Source organism: Paenarthrobacter sp. NPDC057355, from assembly GCF_042667405.1.
GTDB lineage: Bacteria > Actinomycetota > Actinomycetes > Actinomycetales > Micrococcaceae > Arthrobacter.
In genome coordinates this window covers 1-12,484 of record NZ_JBHVAL010000009.1, presented here as the reverse complement: position 1 = coordinate 12,484, position 12,484 = coordinate 1, and the positions used below count along the sequence as shown (strand labels likewise).

At 60.1% G+C, this 12,484-nt stretch carries 13 protein-coding genes; 3 read left to right on the top strand and 10 right to left on the bottom strand.

Going from position 1 to position 12,484, the window contains the following annotated elements; translation table 11 throughout:
* Nucleotides 1-38 precede the first annotated feature (38 nt).
* The 10 genes from ACFUOZ_RS11820 to ACFUOZ_RS11775 all read right to left on the bottom strand — a co-directional run bounded on the left by ACFUOZ_RS11820 (nucleotide 39) and on the right by ACFUOZ_RS11775 (nucleotide 9,487).
* On the bottom strand, nucleotides 39-1,232 hold the full coding sequence (locus tag ACFUOZ_RS11820) for a trypsin-like peptidase domain-containing protein (protein WP_377548226.1): 1,194 nt from the start codon (nucleotides 1,230-1,232) through the stop codon (nucleotides 39-41).
* 316 nt (nucleotides 1,233-1,548) lie between these two features.
* Nucleotides 1,549-2,427, bottom strand: a complete 879-nt coding sequence (locus ACFUOZ_RS11815) for a type II secretion system F family protein (protein ID WP_377548224.1) — start codon at nucleotides 2,425-2,427, stop codon at nucleotides 1,549-1,551.
* 15 nt (nucleotides 2,428-2,442) lie between these two features.
* Nucleotides 2,443-3,384, bottom strand: coding sequence for a type II secretion system F family protein (locus tag ACFUOZ_RS11810; protein WP_377548221.1), 942 nt, complete (start codon nucleotides 3,382-3,384; stop codon nucleotides 2,443-2,445).
* Between the two features lie 2 nt (nucleotides 3,385-3,386).
* Complete coding sequence (locus ACFUOZ_RS11805; RefSeq protein WP_377548456.1) at nucleotides 3,387-4,706, bottom strand: CpaF family protein; 1,320 nt, start codon at nucleotides 4,704-4,706, stop codon at nucleotides 3,387-3,389.
* Nucleotides 4,707-4,825: 119 nt separating this feature from the next.
* Nucleotides 4,826-6,025, bottom strand: coding sequence for a CpaE family protein (locus tag ACFUOZ_RS11800; protein WP_377548219.1), 1,200 nt, complete (start codon nucleotides 6,023-6,025; stop codon nucleotides 4,826-4,828).
* The gene (locus ACFUOZ_RS11795) at nucleotides 6,022-6,789 is read right to left on the bottom strand and encodes a Flp pilus assembly protein CpaB (RefSeq protein WP_377548217.1); all 768 of its coding nucleotides are present in this window, start codon (nucleotides 6,787-6,789) and stop codon (nucleotides 6,022-6,024) included. Before ACFUOZ_RS11795 ends, ACFUOZ_RS11800 begins: the two co-directional genes overlap by 4 nt.
* A 54-nt stretch (nucleotides 6,790-6,843) precedes the next feature.
* Nucleotides 6,844-7,869, bottom strand: coding sequence for a pilus assembly protein TadG-related protein (locus tag ACFUOZ_RS11790; protein WP_377548215.1), 1,026 nt, complete (start codon nucleotides 7,867-7,869; stop codon nucleotides 6,844-6,846).
* On the bottom strand, nucleotides 7,857-8,255 hold the full coding sequence (locus tag ACFUOZ_RS11785; RefSeq protein WP_377548213.1) for a TadE/TadG family type IV pilus assembly protein: 399 nt from the start codon (nucleotides 8,253-8,255) through the stop codon (nucleotides 7,857-7,859). The genes ACFUOZ_RS11790 and ACFUOZ_RS11785 overlap by 13 nt, the downstream gene beginning before the upstream one ends.
* 97 nt (nucleotides 8,256-8,352) lie before the next feature.
* Nucleotides 8,353-8,541, bottom strand: coding sequence for a Flp family type IVb pilin (locus tag ACFUOZ_RS11780; RefSeq protein WP_377548210.1), 189 nt, complete (start codon nucleotides 8,539-8,541; stop codon nucleotides 8,353-8,355).
* Nucleotides 8,542-8,860: 319 nt separating this feature from the next.
* Nucleotides 8,861-9,487 (bottom strand): prepilin peptidase, encoded by a 627-nt coding sequence (locus tag ACFUOZ_RS11775; protein ID WP_377548454.1) that lies wholly within the window; start codon nucleotides 9,485-9,487, stop codon nucleotides 8,861-8,863.
* Nucleotides 9,488-9,792: 305 nt separating this feature from the next.
* Here ACFUOZ_RS11775 and rplM point away from each other — a divergent pair, with 305 nt between their 5' ends.
* From rplM to glmM, 3 genes are all read left to right on the top strand, one after another.
* Entirely contained in the window at nucleotides 9,793-10,236 is a 444-nt protein-coding gene (rplM, locus tag ACFUOZ_RS11770) for a 50S ribosomal protein L13 (RefSeq protein ID WP_144659444.1), read from the top strand.
* A 38-nt stretch (nucleotides 10,237-10,274) separates the two neighbouring features.
* The gene (gene rpsI, locus ACFUOZ_RS11765) at nucleotides 10,275-10,784 is read left to right on the top strand and encodes a 30S ribosomal protein S9 (RefSeq protein WP_262275591.1); all 510 of its coding nucleotides are present in this window, start codon (nucleotides 10,275-10,277) and stop codon (nucleotides 10,782-10,784) included.
* 159 nt (nucleotides 10,785-10,943) lie between these two features.
* Complete coding sequence (gene glmM / locus ACFUOZ_RS11760) at nucleotides 10,944-12,308, top strand: phosphoglucosamine mutase (protein ID WP_377548207.1); 1,365 nt, start codon at nucleotides 10,944-10,946, stop codon at nucleotides 12,306-12,308.
* Nucleotides 12,309-12,484 lie beyond the last annotated feature (176 nt).

The window sequence follows — 12,484 nt, the reverse complement described above, 5'->3', positions numbered from 1 at the left end:
GCGCAACTTCCTCGGCGTCCCAGGTGGTTTTTTAGGCCCTAAGGAGCCCGGTAGGGGTTGTTGTGTCCATCTGGATCATGTGTCCATGGCGTCGCTCCGCCCGGAGGGACGGGGCCGCTTTGGGGAACGGGCCCGGTCGGAGGTACAGGTCCACCGGAAGGCGCGGGGGCGTAGGGCAGGGGCTTGGGCTGCTTCCGCATACTCCTGGCCAGAAGGACTCCCATGGCCGCCAACCCCAGTACCAAGACGGCGATGATGCCGATCAGCCACGCTGGAACTTCAAACGCCGTCTGCGTGGGACCGCTTGGAACGTCGGCAGCAGCCGCAGGGGTGGCGCTGGATGGCGCGGCTGACAGCTTGACGCCGTTGGAGGTCAGGAAGTCACGCAATGTCTGGGTGTCGGTGATGTAGTTTGCCTGGCCCGCGCCTTGGTAGACGTAGGCCGAGTTGATGCCGATGACTTGACCGGCCTCGTTGATGGAAGGCCCACCGGACATGCCAGGCGTGATGTCGGTGTCAATCTCAGTTCGGGGAACTCCCTGGGTTGAATAGCTCCGCGAACTGACCGCGCCGGACCGGTACGAAGGTTTCTGGCGTTCAACATCCGATGTTGAACCCACCAGGTCAGGAAAGCCAATCGAGGTTACCTTTTCGCGGACCTTCGGCGCCTGGGCACCGATGGCCAGAGCGGGGGTGTCCTTCATGTCCGCGATCCGTAGCAGGGCGTTGTCGCCCTTTTCGAAGCCCTGCTTGGCGATGAGTTGGGCGGTGATTGCAGTCTTGCCGCTGAGGACTCCGCCGTCGATCCCCGATGGTTGGTCGATCTTGATCACGGGATCGCCCAGAGTCATGGGCCAGTTGACGTCGGCGGCCTTGACGCCGGTGAGGTCCTGTTCGTCGATGATCTTTGCGTAGATGTTGGTGTAGAGGGCATCGTCGGCATCAACGCAGTGGCCCGCGGTGGCTACGTGGCCTGTATCGCTGACGAACCAACCAGTGCAGTAGCCCACCAATGTCGTTCTGAAGGTTTCGGTGGTTCCGTCCTTAAAGGGAACCTGCACTGTTGCCGACCAAGTGGTGTCAACCCAGACGATCGACTTATCAATAGCGTTCGAATCGATCTCGACAGCAGTCGGTGCCGCGGCGAGGAAGGGAGCCGAGAGCAGTGCGGCAACAGCAAAGGGTGCTGTACCTCCGTGCTCGGGTTTCCGGATGATCATGGACGTCTTCATGGTGGTTCCCTCACATGTTTCGTTCGCAGGATTGGGGAGATTCCCACGTTGTACGTGGAGTGTAAGTGAAGCTGTTTGTCCCGGGCATCAGTACTGCGTACTCGACTTCTCCCAGGGGTCGCTACTCGGGTATAGCGGCCGGTACTTGCCTTCCTCGGGGCCGGCTACTGAGTGAATTGCTGTCCTCGAACGCGTCGGTTCCTTCCTGTGGGTTGTGGGAGGACCCCCTCCCGGCTCTGGGTACCGGAAGGGGGCCGTTGTGGCACTCCGTGGTCTGGGATCCGCGAAGTGCCGGTCTTATATCCCGTAGACAGGATCAGGCGAAGGCCTGAATGATCCTGATGGCCGCGGGACCCAGAAGGACTATGAAGAGCACCGGGAAGATGCAGAACAGCAACGGGAAGAGCACCTTGACCGGCAGCTTCATCGCCCTTTCTTCCGCGCTCTGCCGCCGCCTGACGCGTGCCTTCTTGGCCTGGGCCCGAAGCACGTTGGCGATACCGATCCCGTATTTATCGGCCTGGATGACTGCCAGGACGAAGCTGCGGATGTCCGGTACAGCGCAGCGCTCGGCAAGGGCTTCATAAGACTCTTGCCGGGGACGACCCACTTGGATGTCCTGCAGCGTGCGTATGAGCTCCTGGGGCAGCGGCCCGGACCCCTGTGCTGCGGTTCGTTCCATCGCGGCTTCGAATCCCAGTCCAGCCTCCACCGAGATCAGCATTTGATCCAAGGTATTCGGAAACTCCAGCTTTATGGCTTCCTGCCGTTTGATGCCTGTGTTGTAGATCAGGAGATCAGGAAGGAAATAAAGGAAGACTGTCAGAATCAAGGCCAGTCCCAATATTCCCGCCCCCGGGCTAAGTACAAACAGGAGGGCACCGCTGGCTGCCCCAGTCAGCGCCAGTGCCGGTTTCAGGGACAAGAGTCTGGGGAGTGGCATCGACATCGGACGCCCAGCGAGGGCAAGCCAGTGGTCGAGCTTGGCTTCGTAGCTTCCAGGGGTCAGCTTCCGGGCGACGCCCAGCAGGAGCGGTGGGCGTTGGAGATTCACTCCACCACCTTGCGTGAAGCCGGAACCGAGATTGGTCTGGATGGCAACGATGCCCTTACGGTCGATGCTGATCAGGGACCAGGCAAAATACGCCAGCGGCAGCACGATAATGGCGACGATGAGCCATGCAATGGGAGTCATGAGTGTTGCCTCTTCCTAGAACTTGATCTTCACGGTGCGGCTCATCCAGAAGCCGCCGACGGCGAACAGGATCACGCTGATGACGATCATGGCGATCCCCAAAGGATGGCCCGTAAACAGTTTCAAGTAGCCAGGGTTCAGCACCGACATGAACATCCCTGCAGCCAGGGGGAGAACCATGAGAACCACCGCAGACATCTTGCCTTCAGCGCTGAGGGCACGTACATGGCCCTTGATTTCGCTCCGCTCCCGGATGGTTCCCTCGACCTGCTCCAGAACCTCGGCCAGGTCGCCGCCTACTTCGCGGTTGATTTGGATAGCTTGGCCTATCCACTGGAAATCTTCGCTGTCCATTCGTGTTGCGCAGTCCTCGATTGCCTGGCGTGGGTCTTTGCCGACTCTTACCTCGTTGACGATGCGGCTCAACTCTTCGGACGTCGGGGCTTGCGACTCTTGTGCCGCAGCCTGCAAAGACCTCATGATTCCATGCCCCACACGGAGGCCACCTATCAGCATTTGGATAGTGTCCGTCAGCTGCAGCTCGAATTTTGCACGACGTTTCTGTGTCTTGAGGACCAGGACCAGTTTGGCCAGGAGAGGGACCAGCACGGCCAAAAAGATGCCGGCAAAGACACCGAAAACCAGGGAACTGACTACTGCTGTGACGAGTGCGCTGGCGGCCACAAGCACCATGAAATCGGCCGGTGCTTGTTTGACACCGGCTTGATAGAGAACCTCCCGGTTGAATGGTCCCCCTGAGCGTCCGAGCGCGGTGTCCATGAACCTGACGGCTGTCTCGGAGACCATGCCCACGGCTGAGGTATCAGTGGGGGCTTCAAGCCGGCGCCGTTCGATGGGAATACTGCTGCGTTGCGGTTTAAGGACAACCACAACCAGGATGACGAGAGCACCTATGCAGAGGGCGATGGCCAGGATAAACGCGCTTGGAGAATCCACGGTTATCGCCTCCCCACGGGCACTGTGGCGACACCGAAGGCCGCAGGCGAAACCTGAATGCCCAGCTCGGCGAACCGGTCCAGGAAACGAGGACGCATCCCGGTGGGAACAGCCCGGCCCAAAAACCTTCCTTGGGCATCCAGCCCCGCCGAATAGTCGAAGAGGAACGCGTCCTGCAGTGTTACTACGTCCCCTTCCATCCCTTGGACCTCAGTAACGTGGGTTATGCGTCGGCTTCCGTCACGTAAGCGGGTGACCTGAACAATCAGATCGACTGCCGAAGACACTTGTTCACGGATCGCCCGGAGCGGAAGGTCCATCCCGGCCATGAGCACAAGCGTTTCCAAGCGGGCAATCGCATCCCGGGGAGAGTTTGCGTGCACGGTGGACAGCGATCCATCGTGGCCGGTGTTCATGGCTTGAAGCATGTCCAGGGACTCGCCGCCGCGCACCTCGCCGACGATGATCCGATCGGGACGCATACGCAGCGAGTTGCGGACCAGATCGCGAATGCTGATGGCGCCCTTGCCTTCGATGTTGGGTGGGCGGCTCTCCAGCCGGACGACGTGGCGTTGTTGCAACTGGAGCTCCACGGCATCTTCGATGGTTACGATGCGGTCTGATTCCGGAATGAATGATGACAGGACATTCAGCAACGTCGTCTTGCCCGTGCCTGTGCCGCCGGAGACGATGACATTGAGACGGGCCCGAACGCACGCACTCAGCAGCTCCGCCATCTCCTGGCTCATCGAGCCCCATTCGATCAGGTTTCGAACAGTCAAAGGAACATGGCTGAATTTCCTGATGGTGAGCGAGGGGCCGTTGACTGCCAGGGGAGGAATGATCGCGTTGACACGGGAACCGTCTTCCAAGCGGGCATCCACCAACGGAGAAGATTCGTCGATGCGGCGTCCGACCTTGGAAACGATTCGTTCGATCACCTTCCGCAGGTGGTCATCCGAGCTGAATTGGAGTTCCGTCAGGGCCAACTGACCGTGACGCTCCACGTAGATCTGGTCGAAGCGGTTCACCATGACTTCCGTGACGGAGGGATCCTCCAGCAACCTTTGCAAAGGACCGTAGCCCATCACTTCGTCGGAGATCTCACGGATGAGCCGGCGTCGTTCCTCCGGAGAAAGAGGAACCTGCTCATCGTCGATCACCGCCGAAAGCTCTTCCACGGCGAAGGAGCGGAGGTCCTCTTCAGACGACGAGGCATCTGCGATTCTGCTTCCAATGCGCTCAAAGAGGGAGTCCGCAGCCCGCTTCTTAAGCCCTGCCAGTGCATCCACAGCGGGAGCTGTCGGCGCACCACCCAGCATGGGAGTCGTTGGCGAAGGCGGAGTGGCCCATTCGCCTTCGGTGAGTACCCTTGGAGAAGGTGATTCTTCGGCGGAAGCGAGGGAAAGCGGATTGTTCTTCGAAAGCCTTTCGGACAGTTTCATGAGACGACCACCCTTCGGTGCAACTTGTTGTGCGGCGCCGACTCCAGCCTTGGGTCGAAGCGCTGAACCAGCTTCCGTAAGCCCTTAATAGCTGTATCCCTGGCTGTGCCTTGCAACACGGGAATGCCGCGGTTGGTGGAGTAGGGGAGCGTCCTTGAACGCGGTATCACAGTATCGACGGGCACTCCGATTGTTGCCTCGACGTCCTGCACAGACAGACCGCTCTTTCGATCCGCAAAATTCAACACAGTATGTCGGCCCTGTGGCAGAAGTTGGAGCTCTTTCAGGACGCTGAAACTCTTTCGGAGACCCCTGATGCTTGGTACGTCCATCCCACAAACCCACACGCCGTCGGTGGCCAATTCCAGGGTGGCAAGGCAGTGCTCGCCAAGTCCAGGTGCGGTGTCCACCACCACGTACTTGAATTCCGTGGCCAGTTGGGTGAGGAGCCGGGTGACGTGATCTGCAGTGATGTAATCCGAGTCGGATGGCTTCCGGGGTGCGCACAGGGCATAGATTCCGGCCGGGTGGACGGTCAGAAACGCCTTGAGGACCATGGAGTCTTGGGCCGCAGCTCCATGCACAGCCTCAGTGATGGAGTGTTCCGGTTCCAGCATCAGACCGGAAGCGACGTCACCGAACTGCAGGTCGAGATCGACTATTACCACGCTCATCGGTGCGAGGGTTCCCAGCCCAATGGCGAGATTCGTGGCTACGGTGGTTTTCCCCACGCCGCCCTTGGGCGACATGACGGCAATGACCCGACCCCGCTCCTGCCCGGAATCAGCGGCGGGCTGCATGCCACGTCGCCGGCTGGCCGCAGCCAAGCACGCGCGCTCCAGAAGTACCCGAAGCTCATTCACCTCCGCTTCAGGTGCCACGACATCCCTGACCCCTGCGTGCATGGCTTTCAGCACAACCTCAGCAGTGGGATCGGCAACCATCAAGAGACTTATTTCCGGGTATTGAAGGTCCATCACCGTTGCCAGCTTGAAGGCATCGTCAGGATTGACTCCGGGACCCAGGATCATCACCTCGGGCGGCGCCCCCGTCAGCTGACTGAAGATTTCATCAGTGCCTGATTGGAGGGCTGATGGAGACAAGGTCTGCAGGTCACCGTGCAGGGCCCCTGTGATTGCTTGGCGGACGCGGCCTTCAAATTCGCGAACAGCAGTGATGGCTACGAAGCGGCTCATTGGACCAGCCCTCCGAAAGTTGTCGTCGGCGGGTCGCTCTTCGCCGTCTTGTCCGTCTGCTTGGAGAGCCACAAAGTGCCGAATTCCGAGCCGAAGACCATCTTCGTTGCATTGGCGTCGCTTAGTGCCACAGTTACATAGGCTGAGCCATTGGGAAGGGCAACTGCTTTGTCCGTTCCACCTGATTTTTCGGTGTCTGGAGCGGCCTGCTGAACGGCCGTCACCAAGACATCGTGGTACAGCAATTCTGTGAAGTTCTTCCAACCTGTCAGGTTCGCGGGAAGATTCGCGCCTGCAGGTACGGGATCGTCCAGCTTGAACGAAGCAAAAACCGTCACCGTGTCGCCGGCCTCTATTCTGCCGCCGAGCATGCGTTCCGGGGCCAGTACGAAGGTTGTTTCCTGCAGACCCTCCGGGACTGGGACGGTTCCTGGAACCAGATCCTTTGGGCTCACCATTTTCAGTTCCAACAGTTGTTCGCCTGGCTGAAGATCCGCGGATGTGACCTTGCCCTTTTGATCGGCCAAGGCGCTCACGGTTCCGGGTGCGACAGCGGATTGCGGCAACGTCTCAATCTTGACCTTGGACCCTAAGTCCTCGGCCTTGGTGCCGGCTGCAATATGTTCTTTGACGATAAGTACGTTTACGGGATCAAGCCCTTGCTGCGCCCGCTTGTCTGCTCCCTGTACATAGGTGACCAGCAATACGGTGCCTATGACTGCCAACAGCAGTGCGGCAATGCCTCCCAGTAGGCGTGTTTTCACTTGGTAACTCCCTTCGAGTTCTCGTGAGATTGGTGGCAGGCGCTCAGGGAGCGCCTATTCGGTGAGCGTTACCACCGACGCTCCATAGTTGGGAATGCCACCCGAAACTTGGGAACCCTCTTCGAGCGACACGAAACGGGAGAAATACCCCTGTAGTGCCCTGCAATTACCGGTGCAGTTGGGCGCTGCGGGGTCCAGCTTCTGGCCCCCGTCGAACTTGTACCCGGTCACCTGGAATGCTGCGAATCCGACGAGCGTGTACTTTGTTTTGTTTCCGTTTTGAGCCGCTGTCTTGAAAAGCGGAATCAATGCGGGTTCGTCCATGATGTGGGCCAGCACCGTATTGCAGGTGGGGCCATTGGGAAAATGGTTGCCGGGTTGTCCCTGGACTACCGCGCCGACGTTGATATCTGTTGAACACGCAGACGTGGTTTGCAGCCAGCCGAAGCCACCGGGTTGGTAGCCGTTCTGTGCGGCGCATCCACCTACTGTGGGAGCATTCGTGTCATAGCGAAGCGTCACGTGGGTTGGGATGGGATCTCCGGAAAAGTTACCTGTGGAGTTCAGCGAGGCCAGCTGGGCCGGAGATAGATATTTCTTGAAAACACATTCGCTGACAGTCCACGGCAGGGTGGTGGCACTGGACGGAGCTCCCCAGGAAGCTTCCGCAGAGGCGCCCACTGAAGCTGTTTCAAATCCGAGGACCTGGGCGAAGTACAGTGACAAACTGTTCTGCCCACTCGTGTCCCGCGCGTTGGTTACCACCCGGACGGTAGTTGCAGCGGGAAACGAGACTGAAGCGCCGCTGCTGTTGTCATTTGCGTTGCTGTTGGCAAACTGATTGCCCGTGGACGTCGTGCTTCCGCAGCTGCCCTTGGCACAGTCGGTTGCGATGGCCAGCGCGGCGGCGTCCGCGCCATTCTGGAGTTGCGCTTTTTCGGCATAAACAGCTCCCACGTCTACAGCCAAGGCGGCAAATCCGAGAAGCGCCACCATGAGCACGGCAACGATGACAGTGGATGCGCCGCGTTCGTCAGAGGACCCGCAGGCCCGCTTAAAGACCCTGGTCAGCCGCCGCATCTCATCACCGCCACTCCGGAAAGGTTGAGGGGAAAGATGCCGATGCCATCAAGGAAGCCGGTCATCGACGGCAGCGACACGCTGGTTGTTACGTTCACGTTGGATCCTGGAGCGCAACTCGAAGCGTTGTCAGTGACGGTGACCCCGAGTCCATCCAAGGCCGGCGCTGCATTCAACGCCGCTCCGGAGACGTTTAGTCCACCGTCCTGATAGTGCACCGCGGCATAGCGGGCACCCTCGCGGGCAGCCTGCGTAAGGGAAACCTGGACGTTGAAGGCACGTCCAAATTCCATGATTCCGAACAGGATTAGCAGCAAGAGTGGCAGTATGAGGGCCAATTCCACGGCCGCAGCGCCACGCTCATTCGTTGTGGATTTCACGTCCATCTCCCGGTCCCAGATCCCAACAGAGTGTGTCTTTAAAGCAACGGGTTGGTCGTGGTTGCCAAGCGGCAGCCGCGACCAACCACGTCGCAGGCCGGAACTACGGGAGGATGCCGCCGAACAGAAGGCTGACCCTGCCGCCGAGTGCTACGGCTGCGACACCTACGACCACTGCAATGGCGGCGACGATCAGGCCGTATTCAACCATCGTCGCGCCCTTCTCTTCCTTGGTGAAGCGGTCCTTGACGCCGGCGATGAAAGCGATGGTGTTGATCATGAAAGCAGACATTGGAAAATCCTTCCCAGATAATGAATTTGTTTGAGGGTAATGAATGGTTATTGCGAGAGTGTAGATTTATCGGAGCTCGAAGGGCTGTTATCGCTTGCCCGTTCGGAATTCGATGACATAAGAATTGCGCAGCCACGTCAAAAGCCACAATGCGTAGCCGTACTCGATTTATTCGGGCACGCATTACTTGCCCCGCAAGCGCGGGGGAGTGAAGTACTCAGTTTTGGTGGCTGAACAAGGGGGAACTACCTGGTTTCAGCAGGAGGCTTACTATTCTGAAGGCGCCCTTGAAGGGAGCAAAGCACGTACTTGGCCGGGCTCAGTGCAGGGCGAGAATTACGCCAAAGGCCGCGAGGACCATTGCGGGGCCGTGGGCGGTTTCGACGCGCTTTTCCGCGGATCCCAGCCGTAACATCAGCACCGTCAGCACCCCGCCCACCACGAATCCCAGCAATCCTCCGAAGAGTACTTGCTGCCATCCCAAGTAGCCCAAGTACATTCCAAGTGGTGCGGCGAGCTTCACATCGCCCATTCCGAGGGCTCCCGGCGAAATAAGTCCCAAAATCAGGTAGCCAACGAAGAGTATGAAGCCTCCGGCGAGTGCCCGGAGCAGGTCAACCCAGCCCGGATCGAGCACGGAAGACAGCGCCAGGAGTCCCAAGGCGCCGGCAAGAAGGACCAGGACAAGGGGGTTTGGGAGCAAATGAAGCGTGAAATCAATGCGGGAAAGTTGAACGCCTAAAAGTGCCAATAAAAGAAAGGCCGGCAATTCCGCCGCCATTCCAAACCGCCACCCAAGCAAAGCGAAGAGCAATGCGGTGAGCGCCGCCGTCGTAATCCGTACCTTAAGGGGAGGGAGGCCGCCGAGCCGCGGCAGCGAGCGGGCGATGAGCAACTCGCACAAGGGGCTGAGCAGCAAGCCGGCAAGCGCCAGCAGGAGCGGCATGGCAAGTCCGTCAGTCACGTGCTCTCCCTCATTAACACAGGTACCCCCAGGTGCGGTAACCCCATTTTGACCCGGGAGGCCCGTTACCGGTATTGTTTAGAGTCGTTGTGCGTGTCCTATCTCGATGACACATGCCTTCAGGGGGATCCAGTTGCAGGATCGCTAACTCCGGAGGCATTTCGAGATCTTGGGACAACTGGTACATAGAGCCCTCACCTCTGCTCCGGTAGCGCATACATAGTAGGTACACGACTCACTGCGTGTCGCCTAAAACATGAACGCCAGAACAAGAACGAGGCAAAACCGTGCGTACGTACACCCCGAAGCCCGGCGATATCAACCGCCAGTGGCACGTCATTGACGCCACCGACGTTGTCCTTGGTCGTCTTGCCAGCCAGACCGCAACACTGCTGCGCGGAAAGCACAAGCCGACCTATGCGTCCCACATGGACATGGGCGACTTCGTCATCATCATCAACGCTGAAAAGGTTGCCCTCACCGGCGCCAAGCTGGAGCAGAAGCGCGCTTACCGCCACTCCGGTTACCCGGGCGGCCTGACCTCCGTCAACTACGCCGAGCTGCTGGAATCCAACCCGGTTCGCGCTGTTGAGAAGGCCATCAAGGGCATGCTCCCCAAGAACTCCCTGGCAGCTCAGCAGCTGGGCAAGCTCAAGGTCTACGCAGGCTCCGAGCACCCCCACGCTGCACAGCAGCCGAAGACTTTCGAAATCACCCAGGTCGCCCAGTAGTCCTGGCCACCAACCAACTTTTCATTACAAGGAGAACCGTGGCTCAGAACGAAGAACTGACCGCCGAAGCCGTCGAGGCTGAGGAAAACCTCACCAGCTACACCTCTGAAAGCAGCGCCGCTGCTGAAGATGCTCCCAAGAAGGAGCGCCCGGCACTGACCGTTGCCGGTGCAGCTGTTGGCCGCCGCAAGGAAGCCGTCGCACGCGTTCGCGTTGTTCCGGGTTCCGGCAAGTGGATCATCAACGGCCGCGAGCTGGCCAACTACTTCCCGAACAAGCTGCACCAGCAGGATGTCAACGAACCGTTCCGCGTTCTTGACCTCGAAGGTGCTTACGACGTCATCGCCCGCATCCACGGCGGTGGCCCCTCCGGCCAGGCTGGTGCACTGCGCCTCGGCATCGCCCGTTCGCTGAACGAGATCGACGTCGAGAACAACCGCGCCACCCTCAAGAAGGCTGGCTTCCTGACTCGTGACGCCCGCGTCATCGAGCGTAAGAAGGCCGGTCTCAAGAAGGCACGCAAGGCTCAGCAGTACTCCAAGCGTTAATTCGCTTCGCCCCATCATTTGTGGGGTATCGGAAGCCCGTTCCACCGTTTTGGTGGAGCGGGCTTCCGTCGTTTAACCAACCCTTGGCGGTGAGCCAGGACGGGCGCGTCAACGACCCCATGAACAGCTGGTGCCGTGGCGTCGTCTAAACTTGACCCGATGTCTAGATTATTTGGAACAGATGGCGTGCGCGGTCTCGCGAACGGATTACTCACCGCCGAACTGGCTATGCAGCTCGCGCAGGCGGCCGCCGTCGTACTCGGCCATGACCGTGCGACGGATGGAAAACGGCCCCGGGCGGTAGTCGCCAGGGACCCCAGGGCCAGTGGTGAATTCCTCGCCGCCGCCGTGGAGGCCGGGCTTTCCAGCTCCGGTATCGACGTCTACGACGCCGGTGTCCTTCCCACCCCGGCCGCGGCGTACCTGGTGGCAGACCTCGACGCCGACTTCGGCGTCATGCTGTCCGCCTCCCACAATCCTGCGCCGGACAACGGAATCAAGTTCTTCGCACGGGGCGGCCAGAAGCTGCCCGACGACGTCGAGGACGCTATCGAGGCGCAGCTGGGCAAAGAGCCGCAGCGGCCCGTTGGCGCCGACGTCGGACGCATCCAACGCTTCTCGGACGCCGAGGACCGCTACATCGTGCACCTGCTCCGCACACTCCCGAAGCGCCTGGACGGCCTCAAAGTGGTGCTGGACTGCGCGCACGGCGCCGCAAGTGGTTGCTCGCCCCAGGTGTTCAAGGACGCCGGCGCGGACGTTGTGGTGATCGGTGCCGAGCCTGACGGCCTGAACATCAACGAGGGCGTGGGTTCAACCCACCTTGGTCCGCTGAAGGAAGCCGTCGTCAAGCACGGCGCGGACCTTGGCGTAGCACACGACGGCGATGCTGACCGCTGCCTGGCTGTCGACCATGAAGGCAACGAAGTGGACGGCGACCAGATCATGGCGATCCTGGCGCTGGCCCTCAAGAATGCCGGCAAACTCAAGGACGACATCCTGGTTGCCACGGTCATGAGCAACCTCGGCCTCAAGATCGCCCTCCGCGACGCAGGCATCACCATCCGTGAAACCGGTGTTGGTGACCGTTACGTACTGGAGGAAATGCGCGACGGCGGTTACAACCTGGGCGGCGAACAGTCCGGTCACGTGATCTTCTCCGATTACGCCACCACGGGCGACGGAGTCCTGACCGGCCTGCAGCTTGCAGCGCAGGTGGCACTTACCGGGCGCTCCCTTCAGGACCTTGCCGGCGTGATGACCAAGCTCCCGCAGCTCATGATCAACGTCAAGGGTGTCGACAAGGCCCGCGCCGCAACTGACGAGGGCGTGGCGGCCGCTGTTGCCGCGGCTGAGCTGGAACTCGGCGAGACCGGCAGGGTGCTGCTCCGCCCCTCGGGCACGGAAGCACTGGTCCGCGTGATGGTGGAAGCCGCAGACATGGAAACCGCCGAGCGCATCTGCACGGAACTCGCAGCCGTGGTCAAGGAGCGCTTGGGCGCTTCCAGCGAGATGGCCGTCTAGGTAGAACTAGAGGTAGTCAGGCGCTGCCTCAAGCCCGAAGTATTCTTCGAGAGTCGCGATGCCGCGTGTGGCCATGTCCACCGCGGCAGCGACACCCATGTACCGCAGGTGCCCGGCCACGAAGAAATTTAACCAGGTTTCGTGGAACAGACAGGGGTACCGCCAGACGACTCCGT